Annotated in this window: 15 protein-coding genes and 1 pseudogene; 11 read left to right on the forward strand and 5 right to left on the reverse strand. The window is 64.5% G+C overall.

What is annotated here, in order from left to right; all coding sequences use genetic code 11:
- Positions 1-81: 81 nt before the first annotated feature.
- From GEU84_RS13405 to GEU84_RS13425, 5 genes are all read left to right on the forward strand, one after another.
- A complete protein-coding gene (locus tag GEU84_RS13405) occupies positions 82-1983 on the forward strand; it encodes a polysaccharide biosynthesis protein (protein WP_152826987.1) in 1902 nt (633 codons plus the stop codon).
- Positions 1984-2068: 85 nt separating this feature from the next.
- A complete protein-coding gene (locus tag GEU84_RS13410) occupies positions 2069-4225 on the forward strand; it encodes a YjbH domain-containing protein (protein ID WP_152826862.1) in 2157 nt (718 codons plus the stop codon).
- On the forward strand, positions 4222-4893 hold the full coding sequence (locus tag GEU84_RS13415) for a YjbF family lipoprotein (protein WP_152826864.1): 672 nt from the start codon (positions 4222-4224) through the stop codon (positions 4891-4893). The genes GEU84_RS13410 and GEU84_RS13415 overlap by 4 nt, the downstream gene beginning before the upstream one ends.
- A gap of 77 nt (positions 4894-4970) precedes the next feature.
- Entirely contained in the window at positions 4971-5201 is a 231-nt protein-coding gene (locus tag GEU84_RS13420; protein WP_152826866.1) for a hypothetical protein, read from the forward strand.
- A 90-nt stretch (positions 5202-5291) separates the two neighbouring features.
- A complete protein-coding gene (locus GEU84_RS13425) occupies positions 5292-6158 on the forward strand; it encodes a YihY/virulence factor BrkB family protein (RefSeq protein WP_152826868.1) in 867 nt (288 codons plus the stop codon).
- Here the strand turns inward: GEU84_RS13425 and GEU84_RS13430 are convergent.
- The 3 genes from GEU84_RS13430 to GEU84_RS13440 form a co-directional block, all read right to left on the reverse strand.
- Entirely contained in the window at positions 6139-10284 is a 4146-nt protein-coding gene (locus GEU84_RS13430) for a translocation/assembly module TamB domain-containing protein (protein WP_152826871.1), read from the reverse strand. The genes GEU84_RS13425 and GEU84_RS13430 overlap by 20 nt on opposite strands.
- Positions 10284-12044: an autotransporter assembly complex protein TamA gene (locus GEU84_RS13435; RefSeq protein ID WP_152826989.1), complete on the reverse strand. Its 1761-nt coding sequence runs from the start codon at positions 12042-12044 to the stop codon at positions 10284-10286. Before GEU84_RS13435 ends, GEU84_RS13430 begins: the two co-directional genes overlap by 1 nt.
- Before the next feature lie 230 nt (positions 12045-12274).
- A complete protein-coding gene (locus GEU84_RS13440; RefSeq protein ID WP_152826873.1) occupies positions 12275-13552 on the reverse strand; it encodes an ROK family transcriptional regulator in 1278 nt (425 codons plus the stop codon).
- Positions 13553-13765: 213 nt separating this feature from the next.
- On the opposite strand from GEU84_RS13440, the gene xylF reads away from it, so the two are divergent.
- The 5 genes and pseudogenes from xylF (at position 13766) to xylA (ending at position 19786) form a co-directional block, all read left to right on the forward strand.
- A complete protein-coding gene (gene xylF, locus GEU84_RS13445) occupies positions 13766-14797 on the forward strand; it encodes a D-xylose ABC transporter substrate-binding protein (RefSeq protein ID WP_152826990.1) in 1032 nt (343 codons plus the stop codon).
- A gap of 161 nt (positions 14798-14958) precedes the next feature.
- Positions 14959-16278 carry a sugar ABC transporter permease gene (locus GEU84_RS13450; RefSeq protein ID WP_152826875.1) on the forward strand — a complete coding sequence of 440 codons (1320 nt, stop codon included), beginning with the start codon at positions 14959-14961 and terminating at the stop codon, positions 16276-16278.
- Positions 16279-16289: 11 nt separating this feature from the next.
- Positions 16290-17042 (forward strand): annotated as a pseudogene (locus GEU84_RS13455) (ATP-binding cassette domain-containing protein); the annotation flags it as partial.
- A 9-nt stretch (positions 17043-17051) separates the two neighbouring features.
- The gene (gene xylB / locus GEU84_RS13460; protein WP_174539866.1) at positions 17052-18488 is read left to right on the forward strand and encodes a xylulokinase; all 1437 of its coding nucleotides are present in this window, start codon (positions 17052-17054) and stop codon (positions 18486-18488) included.
- Positions 18485-19786, forward strand: a complete 1302-nt coding sequence (gene xylA, locus GEU84_RS13465) for a xylose isomerase (RefSeq protein WP_152826879.1) — start codon at positions 18485-18487, stop codon at positions 19784-19786. The genes xylB and xylA overlap by 4 nt, the downstream gene beginning before the upstream one ends.
- Positions 19787-19855: 69 nt before the next feature.
- On the opposite strand, the gene GEU84_RS13470 is transcribed toward xylA, so the two are convergent.
- On the reverse strand, positions 19856-20029 hold the full coding sequence (locus GEU84_RS13470; RefSeq protein ID WP_152826881.1) for a CsbD family protein: 174 nt from the start codon (positions 20027-20029) through the stop codon (positions 19856-19858).
- A gap of 140 nt (positions 20030-20169) precedes the next feature.
- Between GEU84_RS13470 and mgrA the strand changes: the two genes are divergently transcribed.
- Positions 20170-21198, forward strand: coding sequence for an L-glyceraldehyde 3-phosphate reductase (gene mgrA, locus GEU84_RS13475; protein WP_152826883.1), 1029 nt, complete (start codon positions 20170-20172; stop codon positions 21196-21198).
- A gap of 11 nt (positions 21199-21209) precedes the next feature.
- On the opposite strand, the gene GEU84_RS13480 is transcribed toward mgrA, so the two are convergent.
- Positions 21210-21647, reverse strand: a complete 438-nt coding sequence (locus GEU84_RS13480) for a YHS domain-containing (seleno)protein (RefSeq protein ID WP_152826885.1) — start codon at positions 21645-21647, stop codon at positions 21210-21212.
- Between the last annotated feature and the right edge of the window lie 137 nt (positions 21648-21784).

A 21784-nucleotide genomic window follows, 5' to 3' on the forward strand; every position in this document is an offset into this window, starting at 1 on the left:
GGGGCATGGTGTCAGAAAAATGATCCAGACCATCAAACTTTGCCGAATCGCCAGCCCGAACAAGGAGCAGATATGCTTGCGCTGAGAGCCAGGCTTTTCGCCTTTGTGGATCGTATGTCCCGGCCACAAAAGCGTATCTTGCTGCTTCTGGTCGATGCCATCATCGCACCTGTCGCCCTGTTTGCCACCTGCGCGCTGGTCTACAACGCGTTGATGCCGCTGCCGGGTGCCTCGCGCATCTGGTATATGTTTCCGGCTGCCGCAGCCTTGGCATCGGCGGTGTCCATCGCCTTGGGCATGCCGCGAATCAAGCTTAACGCTTATGAATCGCTGGCAATCCTGAAAACCGGGGTGTTTGCGCTGATCGTGATGATCGGCTTTGCCCTGATGACGGATGTGACGGGCGTCTATTTCCCCGGCGCCGGGATCATCCTGTTCGGGATGATGTTCTTCCTTCTGTCGGTCGCCACGCGGATGGCGATGCTGCACATCCTTTTGTGGGTGCTGCGGCTGGGCCAGCGGCGCTACCGCGTGCTGATCTATGGCGCGGGCAACACTGGAACGCAGCTTGCCGCCGCGCTGCGGTCGCATGACACGATCGTGCCGGTGGCTTTTGTCGATGACAATGTGGCGCTGCATTCGATGACCATCGCGGGCCTGCGTGTCTTGCCGCCCAGCCAGATCGAACGCATCGTGCGCGAGCGCGAGATTGACCGCGTGCTGTTGGCCATGCCGTCCGTCTCGCCGCCGAAACTGGCGCAGATTGCGCGGCGCCTGCAGCAAGTGGGGCTGGATGTGCACACGCTGCCGTCCTTTGCGCAGCTTGTGGGCGAGGAAAAGCTGCTGGACAACCTGACCCCCTTCATGCCCGGGCAGTTCCTTGGCCGCCGCCCGTTTGAAGAGGTGCTGCCCAAGGGGGCCGAAGCCTATGCAGGCAAATCGGTGCTGGTGTCGGGTGCCGGTGGGTCGGTCGGGTCGGAACTGTGCCGACAGTTGCTGCTGATTCGCCCGCGCCGCATCGTTCTGTTCGAGGTCAGCGAAATCGCGCTTTACACGATTGAACGCGAATTGCGCGACCTGGCCGAGGGCACGCAGGTGGAAATCGTGCCGGTTCTGGGTTCTGTGACCGACTCGCGCATGGCGCGCATGGTGATGGCCGATCACCAGATCGAGGCCGTATTCCATGCTGCCGCCTATAAACACGTGCCGCTGGTTGAGGCCAATCCGATTGCGGGTCTTGCCAACAATGTGCTGGGCACGCGCACCTTGGCCGATGCCGCGCACGAGGCTGGTGTGGCCCGCTTCATTCTGATTTCCACTGACAAGGCTGTGCGGCCCACCAACATCATGGGGGCGTCAAAGCGGCTGGCGGAACTGGTTATTCAGGATCTGGCGAAACGGTCGCGCGGCACGGTGTTTACCATGGTGCGGTTCGGCAACGTTCTGGGATCATCCGGTTCGGTCATCCCGCTGTTCAAGGATCAGATTGCGCGGGGCGGCCCGCTGACCCTGACGCATGAAGATGTGACGCGCTATTTCATGACGATTTCCGAGGCCGCGCGCCTTGTGCTGCTGGCTGGCTCATTTGCGGATGCCGAAGCGTCCTGTGGCGGCGAGGTCTTTGTGCTGGACATGGGCAAGCCGGTAAAGATCCGCGATCTGGCCCAGCAGATGATCGAGGCCGCAGGCTATGCCGTGCGGGATGCCCAGAACCCCGACGGCGATATCGAGATTCTGGTGACAGGTCTGCGCCCCGGAGAAAAGCTGCACGAAGAGCTGTTGATCGGCGAGGGACTGCTGACAACACCTCATGCCAAGATCCTGCGCGCAAAGGAAAACTCGCTGTCGGAACTGGAAATGGCCTCGGCGTTGCGCGCGCTTCGGTCAGCGGTGGCCGTGGGTGATGCAGATGCGGCGCGCGCGGTGGTGTTTTCGTGGGTTGAAGGCTATCAGCAGCCTGAAGCCGTGGCTATGCGGCACTAGGCAGCGGCGCGGTGCCGGTCCGGGACGAAAACGATTGTCGGTATCGCTGGTGCCCCCTAAACTGCGCAAGTCGAAAGAGGTAAACATGCCAGACCCCACGCTCGCGCCCCGCCGCGTCTATCTTGCTGCGGCCTCTGTTCTGGCCATTGTTGCGGCAGGCCCGGCCATGCCGGAAACCCGCCCCACGCTGAACTACAACGGTGCTACCGGCCTGATCGACATGCCCTCGGGCGAGGCGCAGCCGGACGGCCAGTTGTCCATTACCACCGCACATTTCGGCCCGATCAGCCGCAACACGTTGAGCTTCCAGATCACGCCGCGCCTGTCGGGCAGCTTCCGCTACAGTGCCGTGCGGGACTGGAACGCGAATATCCCTATTCCCGACCAGACGGGAACCGATTCGTTTGAAACCTATTACGACCGCAGTTTCGACCTGCGCTATCAGGTGCTGACCGAAAGCAGATATCTGCCTGCCGTGACCATCGGCCTGCAGGATTTTGCGGGCACGGGCGTTTTTGCGGGCGAGTATGTTGCCGCAACCAAGAACATCCTGCCGAATCTGAAGGTGACGGCGGGTCTAGGCTGGGGGCGGCTTGGCAGCTATGGCGAAATCGGTTCGCCATTTGGTCCGCGCCCCGAAGTCGACATCGGCCGCGGCGGCAACTTCAACTTTGACCAGTGGTTTCGCGGCCCGGCAGCGGCCTTTGGTGGCGTCGAGTGGCAAATCAATGACAAATGGGGCCTGAAGGCAGAATACTCGTCAGATGCCTATGTCGAGGAAGCCGACGAGCGCGGGACGTTTGAGCGGTCGAGCCCGTTCAACTTTGGCGTGGAATATCAGGCGCGGCCCAATGTGCGGCTGGGGGCCCACTATCTTTACGGCAGCGAGGTTGGTCTGACCGCGCATTTCACGCTGAACCCGAAACAACCGACCGTGGCGAACCAGCAGGATGTGGCCCCGCCACTGGTGCGCTCGCGCCCGTCGCGCGCTGCCGATCCCGATGCATGGTCACAGGAATGGGTCAGCCAACAGGGCGCCAATCCGGTGCTGCGCGGCAATATCGCCAAGCAGCTTGAAGATGACGGCATCCTTATCGAGGCGCTGGGTTACACCTCGCAGACGGCACAGGTCCGCATCCGCAACACCCGCTACAACGCCGAGGCGCAGGCCATCGGGCGGGTGGCGCGGGCCATGTCACGCACCATGCCCGCCTCGGTCGAGGTGTTCGAGATCGTGCCGGTGGTTGATGGCGTGCCGCTGTCAAAAGTCACGCTGCGCCGGTCCGACATCGAGGCGCTGGATCTGGCACCAGACGGCGCGGAATCGCTGCGCAGCAGGGCGGTGATCGGCGAGGCGGGCCCCGCCATTGCCGGGCTGACCTATGACCCCGATCTTTACCCCGCCTTCACCTGGGGTCTTTCGCCCTATGTGCGCACCAGCCTGTTCGACCCCGACAAGCCGTTCCGCGCAGACGTGGGCCTGCGGCTTTCGGCGAAATACGCGATCGCGCCCGGTTTTGTTCTGGCGGGCTCTGTCACACAGAAAATCGCGGGCAACCTCGACGATTCGCGGCGCGATTCGAACTCGGTGCTGCCGCGCGTGCGCACCGACGGCAACATCTATGACGAAGAGGGCGAAACCGCGCTGGAAAAGCTGACGCTCGCCTGGCAGATGCGCCCTGCGGAAAATCTGTATGGCCGCGTGACCGTGGGCTATCTGGAACGGATGTTCGGCGGTGTATCGGGTGAACTGCTGTGGAAGCCGACCGGCAGCCGTCTGGCGCTGGGGGCCGAGGTGAACTATGCCAAGCAGCGCGATTTTGATCAGCGGTTCGGCTTTCAGGATTATGACATCGTGACCGGCCACGTGTCGGCCTATTACGAGATTTCCAAGGATTTCCACGGCCAGATCGACGTTGGCCGCTATCTGGCGGGCGATGTTGGTGCGACCCTGTCTTTGCACCGCGAGTTCGAGAACGGCTGGCGTGTGGGGGCTTTTGCCACCAAGACCAACGTGTCGGCCGAGGAATTCGGCGAAGGGTCGTTCGACAAGGGCATACGCATCGAGGTTCCGCTGAATCATCTTCTGGGCCGGCCGACGCGCGACAGCGGCACCATCGTGGTGCGCCCGATCACCCGCGACGGCGGTGCAAGGCTGAACGTGGACGGGCGGCTTTACGAAACGGTGCGCGACTATCATGAGACGGGCATCAACCAGCAGTGGGGAACGTTCTGGAAATGACATCTCAGGCCCGTTTCCGCACCCTTGCCGCAACGCTGCTGGGCCTTGCCCTGGCTGGCTGCGGATCGACCGACAATGCCCAGTCTGTGTCGGCGTTTCTGAGTGATCTCACACGGTCGGTCCGGCCAGATGGCGCAGCGGCAGCACCGGCCGATCTGGGCCTGACGCGGGCTGCGCTTGCCGGTTTCACCACACCCCTGCAACTTGTCACGCTGGAGCCTTCCGGCGTGTCGGCGGTGATGGGCCCGCTGGGCAGCAACAACGGTGCCGACACTTGGTCTTCGGCAGACAACCGCACCATCTCCTACCGCCAAGGCATTGTTGTGGCCACGCGGGGCCTCAGCGGTGACCTGATGTCGGCCAGCGTGCCGACGCTGGGGCAGATTGCGGCAGGTTCAGGAACCCACAGCCGGGTTCACTTCTATCTGAACGGTCTGGACCAGACCGAACGGCAGGATTTCCGCTGCACCCTGTCTTCGGCAGGCAGCGAGACCCTCACCATCGTCGGGCTTGGCTATCCGACGCGGAGAATTGACGAGGATTGCAGCGGCGCAGCGGGCAGCTTCCGTAACAGCTATTGGATCGAGGGCGGCACATATCTTCGCCAATCTCGGCAATATGTTGCAAAAGAAGCAGGCTTTCTGGTGACAAAGCGCCTAGTCGATTGACAGAGGCTATTCGGACTTTCGTTGATTGTGCCGATATGCTATCGCAGAAACAGGTTCACGACCATCTGGAGTTTAACATGAACAAGATTACTGCTTTCGTTGCTGCAGCGGCTCTGGCTGCGTCGGCTGGTTTCGCAATGGCCGGTGGCCCGGTCATCATCGAAGACGAAGATGAGCCTGCTGTCATTCTGCCGGTTGGCTCGGGCGGTCTGGCTGGCGCTGCACCGCTGGCTCTGGGCGCTCTGGCGGTTGTCGCGGCTCTGGCAGGTGGCGGCGACAGCACCACCACCACCCCGACCTACGAGTAAGTCAAGACGCGGGCTCAGGCTTGCTTTTAAAATCAATCGGGCTGGCGCAGGCTGGCCCGATTTTGTTTTGAGCCAAATCCGGAGAAACTGATGACAAAGATCGCGGCCCTGTTCGCGCCATTGATGTCGCTGTTCGACCGGATGGACCGTGCCAATCTGGACATGTGCGCGGCGGGAATCGCGTTTTTCGGTTTTCTTGCGATTTTTCCGGCGGTTGCGGCGGTGATCGCCATCTGGGGGTTTGCTTCTGACCCCGGCGTGATCCGCAGCCAGCTGGTGCTGTTGCAGGACTATCTGCCCCAGGAATCCTATCAGCTTCTGTCAGGCCAGGTCGAGGCGCTGCTGGCCGCCAACAGCCGCAAACTGGGTTGGGCCACCTTGTTTTCCACCATGCTGGCGCTGTGGTCGGCGCGGGCCGGGGTGGCGGCGCTGATCCGCGGCATCAACGCCACACATTACCTGCCCAACCGCATCGGCCCCTGGCATGTGCTGCGCGCGCTGGCGATGACGCTATGCCTTGTGGGGATGATTCTGGTGGCCATGGTGCTGGCAATCGTGGCACCGCTGGCCATCGGTTTTCTGCCGCTGGGGCCAGCCGCCGCGCAGGCGCTGGAACTTGCAAACGTGGCACTCGGGTTGTTGATCGTGGTGTTCGGCATTGCCATCGTCTATCGGCTGGCGCCGAACCGGCCGCGATCGGTGCACCGCCCCATGTTCACGCGCGGGCTGTTTCTGGCCGTGGTGCTGTGGGCGGTGGTCTCGCGCGGGCTGGTGATCTATCTGGCCAATTTCGGCAGCTACAACCAGGTTTACGGCTCCATCGGCGCGGTGGTGGCGTTGATGATGTGGCTTTACCTCAGCGCCTATGCCGTGCTGCTGGGGGCGGCGGTTGATGCGGAGCGCGCGGCCAACCGCGCGCAGGCACTGACCGGGCCGGTCAATAATCCTTCTCTATGAATATCCCGATGCCGGTTTCGCCCGCGCTGCCGGTGCTGCCGCGCAGGGTGATGCTGTCGGTGATGTCGAGGTTCAGGTTGATCTGGCTTTGGCCCTGCTGGTTCACCTCCACCTCGGTATAGACATTGCGCGACAGGTATTTTCCGGCACGCAGCGAGGTTTCGCCTTCCGCGTCGGTGGCCAGATCAAGGTCATCCAGCCCGAACCCCTGGCGCAGACGACCCACGATGCCATCGCCGCCGCGCCCGGCCAGGCTGGCCACCGCGCTTGCCAGTTGCGCCGCCTGCAGGGCTGACAGCGAGGTCAGTTCACGCCCGAAAAGCAAGCGCGCCAGCACCTCTTCCTCGGGCAGTTCGGGGCTGGAGCTGAAGCTGACAACCGGTTCGGTCGCCTCGCCCTCGATCACCACCGAGCTGACGATGCCGTCACTTTCGGTCGAAGCGGCAATGCGCAGGAATGGCACAAAATCCCCTTCAAGCTGCAACAATGCCTGGCTCAGTTCCAGCCGCTTGCCCAGAATGTCCAGCCGCCCGCGGATAAGGTTGAAGGCCCCGCTGGGCACGATCGCATTGGTGGTGCCCGTCAGGCGCAACGAACCGCCAAGTTCGGCATCCAGCCCCCGACCCCTGATAAACACTTGATTTGGGGCGGAAATAGTCAGGTCTATGCCCAGCGGGCGGTTGCTTGCAGCTTCCGTGCCGCCCCCGGTTTCGATCAACCCTGCGCGGATGCGCGTGGCGCGCACATCGGCGGGTTCGTTCACATGCTGCAAGTCCTCCAGCGGGCCGGCGGCGCCCAGCCCGGTCGAGGGAATACGCAACTCGGTCTCCAGCAGGGTGATCTGGCCCCCCACCTGCCCCCCATCGGTCAGCCCTCCGTTCAGCGTGACGGTGCCACGCAGCCGGGTCTGGAACAGTTCAGGGTCTTTCAGGATCAGGTTGGTGAGGGTGATCGCCAGATCGGCGTCATAGGGTGCCGTCAGGCCCGCACCGCCAGATACCGACAGCAGGCCGCCTTCGCTGGCGGTGGCCTGCGCATTCAACTGCGCGCGTCCCGCCGACAAATCGGCGGTCACAGATGTGCCCACCAGCGCCAGCCCGAAATCGGGGTCGGCGATGCGCGCGTCGCTAAGCGTCACGCGGCCCGACAGTGACGACAATTGCAGCGGCCCGTTCAGTGCAAGGTCAAAGCGCAGCGGGCCAGAGACTGTGCGCGGCGCAATGAAGGCATTGGCCAGCGCCGCCTGCGCTGTGCCCGCGATGTCAAGGTTGGCCGAGGCCATGTTGGCCGCCAGCCGCCCGGTGGTGGTCAGGGCAATCTGCCCCGGCCCCTGCGCGCGCAGGTCCAGCGCATAGCCCGCACCGTCATCCACCGCCGTGCCCGTCAACGTCAGCGGCCCCGGAAATTCGGGCAGCACCAGCGCCAGATTGGACAGCCGCGCCTCCAGCGCCACCTCGCGCCGGGTGCCTTGGGCCGTGCCCGTGGCGCTGGCGGTCAGTTGCGGGTTGGTCAGCCGCGCCTCATCGACCTTGATCAGCCCGTTGTCCAGGTTCAGCGCCAGCACCAGATCGCTGCGCCCGGCCAGCAGGCGGTCCGCCTCGGCCTGCCCGATGGCCAGACCGCGGCCCATGGCGGTGGCGGTCAGCCGCCCGACCTCGGGCGTGCCGGTAAAGGCGGCATCGGCCACCAGACTGCCCCGGTATTGCCCGCCCAACACCGAAAGATCAGGGAAAATAAGCTGTGCAGAGATGTCGCTGCCCGCCGTTGCCAGCCGCCCCTGCGCGCTGGCCACCAGATTGGCGGCGTTGATGCGCAGGGTGGTGATATCCAGCGCGCCATTGTCCAGCCCGGCGGCAAGGGTGATTTGCGAGGTGCCGCGCAGCAGGGCATCCACCTCGGGCACGCCCATGCCGATGCCGTCGCCCACGGCCTCAAGGCCGATCTGCCCGGCCTCTGGCGTGCCGGTAAAGGTGGCGTCGGCGGTCAGCGCACCCCGGTAAGGCCCGCCCAGCACCGAAAGATCGGCAAAGCTGAGATTGGCCTGCACATCGCTGCTCGTCAGGGCGACCCGCCCCGTGGCTGTCAGCGCCAGACTGGCGGCATTGATGCGCAACTCGCGCAGGTCTGCCCCGCCATCGCGCAGGCCCGCCGCCAGACGGATGACGGATTCCCCGCGCAGCAGCGCATCCACTTCGGGCACACCCACGGCGATATTGCTGCCATCAGCCTCCAGGCTGACCTGCCCCGCCTCCAACGTGCCGGTCAGCCGGGCCTGCCCGGTCAACTGGCCGTTGTAGGCCGCGCCCAGCACCGACAGGTCGCTGAAATCCAGATCGGCGGTCAGGTCGCTGCCCGCCGTGGCAATCGTGCCCTGCACGGCGGCGGTCAGGCTGGTGGCGGTGACGTCCAACTGCCGCAACTGCGTGCCAGCCGTGTCGCGCAGCGCCGAGAACGCGATTTGCGACGGGCCGCGCAGCAACCCGTCAACCTCGGGCTGGCCGATGGCCAGATCGGTGCCGGTCACGGTGCCGGTGACGTCGAAACTGCCCGCCAGCAGGCTGGCATCGCCCACAACGGTCAGCATTGCGCTGCCCGCCAGCGGTTGCCCGGCCAGCAGCGCCGCGCGCGACAGATCGTCGATGCGTGCGGTGCCCTGCCCCTGCACGGTAAGGCCAGTGGACAGCCCCTCAAACCCGCCTGCCAGATCAACGGTATAGCCATCACCGGCCAGCGTCAGTTTCGGCAGTTTCAGCCCGTCGCCGCCCTGCTGCCAGAACAGCGTCGCCGTGCCCGTCACCGCCTCGCCCGAGGCCTGCGCCAGCCCCGGATCGGTGGGCCGCAGCCCCTCGGCGGCAAAGGCCAGCGTCGCACCGATCAGCCCGCGCACCGGATCTTGCCGGATGCGGCCCGAGCCGGAAAGTTCGACCGTAGCCGCAGCAAAATCGGCGCGGTCCAGCCCTGTAACCTGCGCGCGGCCGGTCCAGCCCTCGCCCTGCGTCACGTCATAGGCCAGCGTCAGATCGGCCCCGGCAATGCGCGTGGGCTGTTCCGCGCCAAAGGGCAGCAGCACGGGCGAGCCGTCTGCCGATCCGATGCGCCCCGACAGCGCCACCATTTCGGGCAGCCCGCCCGCGCCGATCACTACCGCGCCATCCAGCGTCAGCGCGCGCGTCACCAGCGACAGTTTGCTCAGGTCAAGCCGCCCTGTGGCATCGCGCGCGCCCTCGGTTTCCAGCCGCACATCGGGGCCGAAGAACTCGGCATAGGCGGGCAGGAACAGCGGCACCACATCGCCCTGCAACTGTGCCGAAAACCGCTGGCCGGTGGCGGGGTTCGACATCAGCGTGACATTGCCCGCCAGCCGGTCAACCCCGTCGGTGGCCAGCGAAATCTGCGCGGCATAATTGTCGATCGGCCCGGTGCCTGCGATCATCACATCCACCGCAGGGGCACCCGGCAGGCCGATCATGGTGCTGGCCAGCCCGCCCGCCGCCTCGGACGCATCCAGATCGAACACCAGCACCCGGGTTTCATTGGCATAGCTGGCGTTCAGCACGGCGCGGCCTGCGGGGCCATCATCGGTGCGTTCGGCGGTCAGCGTCACGCCGCCCTCGCCACCCGACAGAAGCACCACCGCCTCCAGCCGCGCCTCAAGGGGTGTGCCCAGCACGGCCGCGCCCAGTTCCAGCCGCTCTGCCGCCAGCCGTCCGATCTCGACCGAGACCGGCAGTTCCGGCAAGGCAAATTCCGTCGCCTCGGGCGAGGGCAGATCGTCGCCCGCCACCGGTGGCCGGGCCACGATGATCTCGGCAGCCGTCAGTTCATTCACCGAAACGCGGCCCGCGAACAAAGCCGCACGGTTCCAGTCCAGCGACACATCGCGCAGGGTCAGCCAGATGCCTTCGTCATCGGCGATCGTCATCTCGGCCAGACTGGCCCGCGACGACAATGCGCCCTGAAACCCGGTGATCGTCACCTTGCGCCCGGCACCCGAAAGGTTGTCTTCCAGCAGGGCGGTCAAATAGCCCCGGTCATCCGCCTCGGCCGCGGTTTCCTGCGCCAGCGCCACAGGGGGCAGGGCCAGCGTTGCCACCAGAAGCCCGATTTTCAGACCATTGCGCCACATCAGAAGGACTGCCCTATACCCACATAAATCTGCACGCCTTCGCCGGTATCGCCGCCCACCGGCGCGGCCACATCCAGCCGGATCGGGCCAAAGCCGGTGTCATAGCGCAGGCCAAGCCCCGCACCCGCGTGCCAGTCGCCCAGATCGTCAAAGAAATCCTGTGCGCCGACGCTGCCCGCATCGACAAAGCCCACCACGCCGATCCTTTCGGTGATCCGGGTGCGCACCTCGGCCGACACCGCCATGAAGGCCAGCCCGCCGATCTTGAAATCGGGCAGCGAGGACCGCAGGATATTCACGCCCAAGGATTGATAGGGTTGCCCGCGCACCGTGCCGCCGCCGCCGGAATAGAACAGGTAGTCGCGCGGCGTGTTCAACAGATCCGACCCGAACACCGCCCCGGCCTGCACCCGCCCGGCCAGCGTTACCCGGTTATCGGCACCGAAACTGCGGTAAGCCCGCCCGTCCACCGTCAGCCGCGCGCCGGAATCGGTGGTGCCAAACCCCAGAAAGGGCATGGCGGTGGCATCCAGAAAATAGCCTTCGGTCGCGTCCAGCTTCACATCGCGGCTGTCCCAGGTCAGGCCCAGCGGCACCGACAGGTTGCGGTAGGTATAATCGCCCGAGTCGTCATCCACCTTGGAAAAGCTGTATTCCACGCCCACCCGCGCCGTCAGCCGGTCAGAGAAGATATGCGAGAACGTGATGCCGGTCGCGGCCCCGTCCGACACGTAATCCTCTTCATCCATATGTTCGAAGTCGACGTGAAAGCTCAGTGTCGTGTCGGGGGTCAGCGTGGCGGGCCGGTCAAGGGTTACGCCAAGGCTGTAGTCCATTCCGCTGGCTTGTGCGCCGATATTGGCCACCATGCCGTTGATGGTCAGCCGTTCCGCCCCGCCCAGAAGGTTGCGGTGCAGCCAAGATCCCGTCAGCGTGGCGCCCTCGAAACTGGCCAGTTCGGCACCGAAACTGTAGCGGCGGGTCTTCTGTTCAACGACCGTGGCCGTGATGCCCAAGAGGTCGGGGCTGGTGACATTTTCATCCTCGGTCATGGCGACCGAGCTGAACACACCGGTGCGGCGCAGGCGGCCGGCGGCACGGTCAAGCTCTTCGGGGCTGTAGACCTCGCCTTCGGGCAGGCCCGCGATCTTGCGGATGCGGCGCTCCCGCATCCGTTCCTCGCCGGTGATGGTCAGCGGGCCGAAACGCAGGCGTGGCCCGGGGTTCAGGGTGACATCGGCGGCCAGAGTGTTCTGTGCATGATCGGCCACGATGTTTTGCCCCGAGGTGGCGGTCTTGGCATGGCCGATGCCACGCCAGCCATCGACTGCCACCGTCACCGATTCGCGGATGATGCCGCTGCGGGCGCGCTCGCCCACCGCAAAACCATCGGGCAGTTCGGTTTCAGGGGCCAGCGGCGTGATGTTCGCGCGGCTGAAGGCAAAAGGCGGGCCGGGGTCAACCTGCACGGCGATGCGCGAGATGCTGGCGGGGGCATTCAGCGGGGCGATGGTCGCGGCTTCGCGCCCGTCGATCAGCACGCGCACCACCGGAGAGTAATAGCCTTGCGCATAAAGTGCGCCGACCAGCCTTGCGTATTCGGCCCTTGCGGCGGTGAACAGATCCTGCGCCTCGGTAGTGCCTTCGGTTTCGGCGGCGATCAGCAGGGATGACGCGCGCAGGTCATCGGCCAGATCCTCGTTCCCGCCCACCACCTGAAATTCGATTTTCTCCAAGGCGTAACCCGCGGGCGCAGCCATGAAGACACCAAGCCCGGCCGCAGCCGCCACAGCATAGAACGACCCTGCGCGAAAACCGGCCACAGATACCCCCAAAGCAGAACCACACGGACTATTGCAGGTTGACCGGAAAGGGGCAATGCGGCTGCGGCAAAGCGGCGGATCACTTTTCCCCCTGTGGCTGAAACCCGCTACTGCATGGCCTTCGCGTGAACACCGAGGCTGGAAGTGCCACCTTTCCGCATCACATCCTATTGCGCCGCGATGTCGCGGGCGGGGGCCAGCAGCCCCTCGCTGACCGATGACAGCGCCAGCGCTGCCGCGCCATGGGCCCACAGCAAATCACCCCAGGCGTGAATTTCGATGGGCGGGCGGGGGCGGCCGGTGGCAATGGTCAGGTTTTCCATCTCGGCCAGGGTTTCGGCGGCATAAAGGTAATCATAGCGCATGCGCTCCCCCGACAGGATGATCAGCGCCGGGTCGAACAGATTGATCACATTCGACAATCCCACCGCCAGATACCGCCCCGCGCGGCGAAAGATCGATCGGGCAGCGCCATTGCCGGCCTTGGCATGGTCATAAAGGCTTTCCAGCAGCACGGTGATGCTCTGCCCGTCCTTGTGCGCCCAGTTCAGCGCCGTGGTCGCCTCGCGCGCCAGCGCATAGTCGGCGACATAGGCCTCGAGACAGCCGCGCTGGCCGCAGCGGCACAGCGCGCCATCAAGCTGCACCTTGGTATGGCCCAGTTCCAGCCCAAGACCCCGCGCGCCGCGATAGATGCGGTGGTTCAGCACCAGCCCCATGCCCACACCATGTTCAATCGTCACCACCGCGAAATCCGACAGCCTGCGCCCCGCGCCGAACCACAGTTCCGCCAGCGCCACCAGATTTGCATCGTTGTCGATGCTGACCGGCAGGCGCAGCCGGGCCTGCACTTCGGCGGCCAGGGGAATGCTGCGTTCGGTCAGGGTGGATGACCAGGCCACCATGCCCGCCTCGCAATCGACAAACCCCGGCACGCCGATGCCCACGGCGGAAAGATCGGCGCGCGACAAGCCGGCCTTGGCGCAGATCCGGTCCAGCAGCGTTTCGATCGTGTCCAGCATCTCGGCCAGTGTCATCGCACCGGGGCGGCGGGGGATCACATCATCGGCCAGCAGATTGCCTGCGAAATCAACGATCACCGCGGTATGTTCGCGGTCGCTGAGCTTCATCCCCGCCACGCGATGCGCATCGCGCCGCACCCCCAGCGCCACGGCGGGCCGCCCGCGCGCGCCGTCACCCTCGCGCAAGGCCGCCGTTTCCTCGATCAGCCCGGCCTCGATCAGTTCCGACATGATGGTGGTGACAGAAGCGGGGCTGACCCCCAGATCCTTGGCCACCTGCACCCGGGCAATCTGCCCCGCCGCGCGCACGCGTTCAAACACCTGCTGGCGCAGCGGGCGCAGCGTATCGGACAGGGGCGGAATCAGCGGCCCGCAGCCCTGCGCCGTGTGGCTTGCCGGTTGCCCGGTTGCGCGCGGCCTCATTTATTCGGTCCCCTAACTAAAACTGATCAGTTTTCTTTGCCGCACGCCACTTATTTGCTGCACAGCAGCGAAATCACGAGCCAATTCTTGGCAAAGAGACTTTCGCGCAACATTTTTATTTTGACAACTGAATTTATTCGCGGCAATTTCCGCCTGTGCCGACGAATCCGTCGGACCGGCCATATTTCTGGCCGCACTGACAGGGAGGACTACATGCGTAACCCGATTCTGGCCGCCGTCATTGCGACGGTCGGCTTCTCTTCGGCTGCTCTGGCCGAAAGCCATGCGATGACCGTTGGCGTTAGCTGGTCGAATTTTCAGGAAGAGCGCTGGAAGACTGACGAAGCCGCGATCAAGGCCGCGCTGGAAGCTGCCGGCGCCACCTATATCTCGGCTGACGCGCAGGCTTCGGCTGCCAAGCAGCTGACCGACATCGAGGCGCTGATTGCACAGGGTGCCAACGCCCTGATCATCCTGGCGCAGGACAAGGACGCCATCGGCCCGGCGATCGAACAGGCCGCCAACGAAGGCATCCCGGTGGTCGGCTATGACCGTCTGATCGAAGACCAGCGCGCCTTCTACCTGACCTTTGACAACAAGGGCGTGGGCAAGCTGATCGCCGAGTCGGTGATGGCAGCCGTGCCGGAAGGCAACTATGCCGTCATCAAAGGTGACCCGGGCGATCCGAACGCGGGCTTCCTGCTGGAAGGCATGATGGAAGTGATCGGCCAGTCCGTCACCGACGGCAAAATCAAGATCGTCGGCGAAGCCTCGACCGATGGCTGGAAGCCGGAAAATGCCCAGAAGAACATGGAGCAGATCCTGACCGCCAACGACAACGCCATTGACGCCGTTCTGGCACAGAACGACGGCATGGCAGGCGGCGCGATTGCGGCGCTGTCGGCGCAGGGCCTGAACGTGCCGATCGGCGGTCAGGACGGCGATCTGGCCGCGCTGAACCGCGTGGCACGCGGCACGCAGACCGTTTCGGTCTGGAAAGACAGCCGCGCGCTGGGCAAGGCTGCGGGCGAGATTGCCGTGGCTCTGGCCGGTGGTGCTGCTCTTGATGCCGTTCCCGGCGCGACCAAGTTCTCGGACGGCGCCAACGGCGTTGAAATGAACGCAATCCTGCTGACCCCGACCCCGATCACCCAGGAAAACCTGAATGTCGTGATCGAAGCGGGCCACATCTCGAAAGAGCAGGCTTGCGAAGGTGCTGCCGCAGGCGTCGCCGCCTGCCAGTGACACGGTAACAGTGCCCCTGCCCCCTGACCGGGGGCAGGGATGCCACTGACAACCCCGATTTTCCTTTTGCGGCCATTCGGCGGGCAGGGCATTGCGCAGCGCCGCTGCCCGCCTTTGCCCTATCCCCGCGCATCACTGCCCCCATATCGCTGGATGAGGACATGAGCCAGACACACACCCAATCCGCCAACCCGGACGCAGGCGCGGGGCCCATTGCCCGCTTCCTGCGCGCGACCGAGATCGACACCCGCCTTCTGGGCATGGCCGGGGCCTTGCTGCTGATCTGGATGGGCTTCCATCTTTACAGCATCTTCGTGAACGGCAACGCGGGCTTCCTGACGCCGCGCAACATGTGGAACCTGTCGGTGCAAACCTCGTCGATCGGCATCATGGCCACGGGCATGGTGCTGGTGATCGTGACGCGCAACATCGACCTGTCGGTCGGCTCGATCCTGGGGTTCTGCGCCATCATCATGGGTGTGATCCAGGTCTATATCCTGCCGGACATCCTGGGGCTGGGCCACCCGCTGATCTGGGTCATCACGGCGATTGCCGGGCTGATCGTGGGCTGTCTGATCGGCGCGTTCCATGGCTGGATGATCGCCTATGTCGGAATCCCGTCGTTCATCGTCACGCTGGGCGGGTTGCTGGTCTGGCGCGGTGCGGCCTTTCTGGTGGCGCGCGGTGAAACCATCGCGCCGGTCGATGCCACATTCGCGTTGATGGGCGGCGGGCCTTACGGGGCCATCGGCGCCACCGGCAGCTGGATTGTCGGCCTGCTGGCCTGCGCAGGTATCTTGTGGATGCTGATCTCGGGCCGCGCGCAGCGCGAAAAACACGGCTTCACCCAGCGCCCGATGTGGGCCGAAGTGTTCCTTGGCGTGCTGGGCTGCGGTCTGGTGCTGGGTGCCGTGATGGTGGTGAACGCCTATCCCTGGCCCAGGGGCATCGTCACGGCCTATGCCGCTGCCAACAACATCACCGTGCCGCCCGAGGGGCTGTTCATCAGCCATGGTTTTGCCATTCCGGTGCTGATCCTGATCGGCGTGGGCATCCTGATGACCATACTGATGACGCGCACCCGCTTTGGCCGCTATGTCTTTGCCATCGGCGGCAACCCCGAGGCTGCGGCACTGGCGGGCATCAACACCCGCTGGATGACCGTCAAGATTTTTGCCCTGCTGGGTCTGTTGACCGGGCTGTCGTCTGTCGTGGCCTCGGCCCGTCTGACCTCGGCCACCGGCGCGCTGGGCACGCTGGACGAGCTTTATGTCATCGCCGCTGCCGTGATCGGCGGCACGTCGCTGGCCGGGGGTGTGGGCACGGTTTACGGCGCGATCTTCGGCGCGCTGGTGATGCAGAGCCTGCAAACCGGCATGCCCTTCATCGGTGTCGACGCAGGGTTGCAGCAGGTCGTCGTGGGGTCGGTGCTGGTGCTGGCCGTGTTCCTTGACATCCTTTACCGCCGCAAATCGAAATGAGGGGGCAAGACATGACCAACAAAGGAACACCGCTGGTCGAACTGCGCGACATTTCCATCTCGTTCGGCGGCATCAAGGCCGTCGACCGGGTAAGTGTCGATCTTTACCCGGGCGAGGTTGTGGGCTTGCTTGGCCACAACGGCGCGGGCAAGTCGACGCTGATCAAATGCCTGTCCGGGGCCTATCAGGCCGACAGCGGCGAAGTCTGGATCAACGGGCAGAAGGTGGAGATTACCAACCCCCGCGATGCCCGGGCGCATAATGTGGAAACCATCTATCAGACACTGGCACTGGCCGACAATCTGAACGCCGCCTCGAACCTGTTTCTGGGCCGTGAACTGGTGACGAAGGCCGGTTTCGTGGACGATGCGCAGATGGAGGCGGAAACCCGCAAGATCATGGCGCGGCTGAACCCGAACTTCCGCAAGTTCAACGTGCCGGTTTCGGCTCTGTCGGGCGGCCAGCGGCAATCGGTGGCCATTGCCCGCGCGGTGTATTTCAACGCCAAGATCCTCATCATGGATGAACCCACCGCCGCCCTTGGCCCGCAGGAAACGCAGATGGTGGCCGAGCTTATTCAAGAGCTGAAGCGGCAGGGTCTGGGCATCTTCCTGATCGAGCATGACATTCATGCGGTGATGGACCTGTGCGACCGCGCCTCGGTGATGAAGAACGGCCAGCTGGTCGGCACAGTGAAGGTAGATGAAGTGACCGATGACGACATTCTGGGCATGATCATTCTGGGCAAGCCCCCCTGCAAGCAAGGCCGCGTGATGTATATCGGGCTTGATCTGGGAACCTCTGGGCTGAAGGGCGTGCTGATCGACGAAGATCAGCGCGTTCTGGCCGAGGCTGTCGCGCCCCTGACCGTCAGCCGCCCGCAGGAAGGCTGGTCGGAACAATCGCCGGCCAACTGGATTGCGGCGGCGGAAACGGTGATGGACCAGTTGGCGACCCACGGGCTTTCCGCCGTGCGCGGCATCGGTCTGTCGGGGCACATGCACGGTGCCACGCTGCTGGATGCGGCGGATGAGGTGCTGCGCCCCTGCATCCTGTGGAACGACACCCGCAGCCACGAAGAAGCTGCCGAACTTGACGACGATCCGCAGTTTCGTCGGGTGACGGGCAACATCGTTTTCCCCGGCTTTACCGCACCGAAACTGCTGTGGGTGCAGGCGCACGAGCCGCGCCTGTGGGAAAGGCTGGCCAAGGTGCTGCTGCCGAAAGACTATCTGCGGCTGTGGCTGACGGGCGAGCATGTGGCGGAAATGTCGGATGCGGCGGGCACAAGCTGGCTGGATACCGGCAAGCGCGACTGGTCGGATGAACTGCTGACGGCGACGGGGCTGAGCCGCGGGCACATGCCCCGGCTGGTCGAAGGCTCGGACGTGTCGGGCGCATTGCGCGGCGCATTGGCCGCGCGCTGGGGCTTGCCCGCCGATGTGGTGGTGGCCGGTGGCGGTGGCGACAATGCCGCGTCCGCCGTGGGTGTGGGCGTGGTCCGTGCGGGCGAGGCCTTTGTTTCGCTTGGCACCTCGGGGGTGCTGTTTGCCGCCAATGACGGCTATCAGCCCGCACCGGAAACGGCGGTGCACACCTTCTGTCATGCGCTGCCGGGTGCCTGGCACCAGATGGGTGTGATACTGGCCGCCACGGATGCGCTGAACTGGTATGCCGGGCTGGTGGGGCAGGATGCCGCCGGGCTGACGCGTGGCATGGGGCCGTTGCAGGCCCCGGGCAAGACATTGTTCCTGCCCTATCTGGGGGGCGAGCGCACACCATTGAACGATGCCGCCATCCGGGGCGCGTTTCTGGGGCTGGAACATGCTACCGACCGCGCGGCAGGCACCCGCGCCGTGCTGGAAGGTGTAACCTTTGCCTTCCGTGACAGCCGCGATGCGCTGGCCGCCACAGGCACCCGGTTGGAGCAACTGATCGCCGTGGGTGGCGGATCGCGTTCCGACTATTGGTTGCAGGCGATTGCGACGGCGCTGAACCTGCCCGTTTCCCTGCCTGCGGCGGGCGATTTTGGCGGGGCTTTCGGTGCCGCCCGGTTGGCCATGATGGCTGCCACAGGTGCCGGGGCCGAGATTGCCACCCTGCCGCCGATTGCCCGCACCTTCGAACCCGACCCGTCGCTGACCGCCGCCTTTGACGCGGGCCATGCCCGCTACCGCGCGGCCCAATCTGCCATCAAGGATCTGACATGACCGACTTTTTCAAGGGTATCCCCGTTGTCACATACGAGGGCGAAGCCAGCACCAATGAATACGCCTTTCGCCACTACAACCCCGACGAGGTGATTCTGGGCAAGCGGATGGAAGATCATCTGCGCTTTGCCGTGGCCTATTGGCACAGCTTTGCCTGGCCGGGCGGCGACCCGTTTGGCGGCCAGACCTTTGACCGCCCGTGGTTCGGCGACAGCATGGATCTGGCCCGGCTGAAGGCCGATGTGGCCTTCGAGATGTTCGATATTCTGGGCGCGCCCTTTTACTGTTTCCACGATGCCGATGCGCGCCCCGAGGGTGCCAGCTTTGCGGAATCGACCCGCAACCTTGAGGAAATCGTTGATTACCTTGGCGAAAAGCAGGCCACCCACAAGACGCAGCTTCTGTGGGGCACGGCCAACATGTTCAGCCATCGCCGCTGGATGTCGGGTGCTGCCACCAACCCCGACCCCGAGGTTTACGCCTATGCCGCCGCAACGGTGAAGGCCAACATGGATGCCACGAAGAAACTGGGCGGGCAGAACTATGTGCTGTGGGGCGGGCGCGAGGGCTATGAAACCCTGCTGAACACCGACCTCAAGGCCGAACGCGCCCATGCCGGCCGGTTCCTGCAACAGGTGGTGGAATACAAATACAAGATCGGCTTCACCGGCACGATCCTGATCGAGCCGAAACCGCAGGAGCCCTCAAAGCACCAGTATGATTATGATGTGGCCACGGTTTACGGCTTCCTCAAGGATTTCGGGCTTGAGGGCGAGGTGAAGACCAATATCGAACAGGGCCATGCCATTCTGGCCGGTCATTCGTTCGAACATGAAATCGCGCTGGCCTCGGCGCTGGGCATCTTCGGTTCCATCGACATGAACCGCAACGATTACCAGTCGGGCTGGGACACCGACCAGTTCCCCAACAACCATGCCGAAAAGGCGCTGGCATTCTATGAAATCCTGCGCGCGGGCGGCTATACCACCGGCGGCACGAACTTTGACGCCAAGGTGCGCCGCCAGAGCCTTGATGCCGAGGATCTGATCCTGGCCCATGTGGGCGGCATGGATACCTGCGCCCGCGCCCTGAAAGCGGCCGCGAAGATGCTGGAGGATGGCCATATGGAGGCCGCCCGCGCCACCCGCTATGCCGGATGGCAGACCTCCGCTGCGCAGGCCATGCTGGAGGGCTCGCTTGAAACCATCGCCGCCGATGTCATGGCGCGCAACGTGAACCCCGAGCCTGTGTCGGGGCGGCAGGAGCGGCTGGAAAACCTGTGGAACCGCTACGTCTGAACCGGGACGGTTCTGCAAGGCAAAGGGGCGGGCCAAGTGCCCGCCCCCAGTCATTTCGGCATGCCGCGCTTACTTGCCGCGCAGCGTATCCTTCACGCCGCCTACGGCGTTCTGCACCTTGCCTTCCACCTGATCGGCGCGGCCGTCGGCCTGCAACTTGGCATCGCCGGTGACTTTGCCAGCGGCTTCCTTGATCTTGCCACCGATGTTCTTGGCGGCACCTGCAATACGGTCTTTGTCCATGTGACGTAGCTCCTTGCTATGTGCCGGGATAACGCAGATGCGCCCCGCCCGGTTCCGCGCCGCGCAGTCACGCGCGCGGTCAGGGTCTTTGCTCCTGCGGCTGTTGGCGCTATCACTGTGGCAACACAAAGGAACGCGCCATGTATCATCCCGCCGACACCCGCTATGACACGATGGTTTACCGCCGCTGCGGCAAATCCGGCCTGAAGCTGCCCGCAGTGTCGTTGGGCCTTTGGCACAATTTCGGCCATGACACGCCGCATGCCACAAAACAGGCGATCTGCCGCACGGCCTTTGATCTTGGCATCACCCATTTCGATCTGGCCAACAATTATGGTCCGCCGCCCGGGTCGGCCGAAGAGGCGTTTGGCGAGATCATGCGCAATGATTTCAAGGGCTACCGGGATGAGCTGATCATTTCATCCAAGGCCGGTTATCAGATGTGGGGCGGCCCTTACGGCGAATGGGGCAGCCGCAAGAACCTGATCGCATCCTGCGACCAGTCGCTGAAACGCATGGGGTTGGACTACGTCGATATCTTCTATTCGCACCGTTTCGACCCCGAGACGCCGCTGGAAGAAACCATGGGCGCGCTGGATACCATCGTGCGGTCGGGCCGGGCGCTGTATGTGGGCATCTCCAGCTACAACAGCCAGCGCACGCGCGAGGCTGTGGCGATTTTGAAAGACCTGGGCACGCCCTGCATCATCCACCAGCCCAGCTACAACATCCTGAACCGCTGGGTGGAACATGACGGGCTGAAGGACACGCTGGCGGAACTGGGCGTAGGCTCCATCGCATTCACCCCGCTGGCACAGGGGATACTCACCAAGAAATATCTGGGCGGCATCCCGCAGGGCAGCCGGGCAAGCCAGGGCAAATCGCTGAACCCCGCGACCATCACCGAAAGCGCGATCGCGTCGGTGCGCGCACTGGACGCCATGGCGCAGGCGCGCGGGCAAACGCTGGCACAGATGGCGATTGCCTGGGTGCTGCGCGGAGGTGGCATCACTACGGCGCTGATCGGGGCCAGCAAACCCGAACAGGTGGTGGACTGCGCGGGGGCCGTGGCCAACCTTGATTTCACAGCCGAAGAACTGGCAGAGATCGACCGGATTGCGGGTGAGGAAGATGTGAACCTCTGGGCGCGTTCGGCCGAACTGGACTGATCCCGGCTGCCTCAGCCGCCAAGGCGGGGCCAGTTTGCCTCGGCCTTGGCGATGTTGCCGGGCACGTCGGCTTCCCACTGGCGCTGCACGCCTTTGGAATAGTTGAGGTAAAGTTTGCCATCCACCACCTTCCACGCCTCGGGGTCGATGGGCGCGGTATAGCCGCGCGAAACCGCCCAGGCGCAGTAGCCGCCGAATTGCGGGGCATAGGCGGCGGGGTTGCCCTCGAACAGCGCGCGGTTGGCCTCGGTGGCGAATTGCCAGCGCGCGCCACCCCATTGCAACGCCATGCCCGGGTCGCCCTGTACCGGGCGGCCTTCGGTGAAATAGGCCACGGGGTCATAACCCCGGATCGCGGCCCCGTCGGCGGTGAACACCGATTGCGCGGCGGCCAGCCCGGGCAGGCAGGCAAGGGCGAATGACAGGACAGTGCGGCGGGACAGGGACATGGCAGACCTCATGGCTTTGCGGTTGCCCTGTCGTCTCATATCAGGCGGGTCCGGCCAAAACACGGATCTGCGACCTCACGCAGAGGTGTGGGGTCGGGGTGTAACACCGCCCCGCGCGCTTTCATCCTGGCAAGAAT

The sequence above is a fragment of the Fertoeibacter niger genome, from assembly GCF_009380135.2.
In the GTDB taxonomy this organism is placed as follows: Bacteria; Pseudomonadota; Alphaproteobacteria; order Rhodobacterales; family Rhodobacteraceae; genus Fertoeibacter; species Fertoeibacter niger.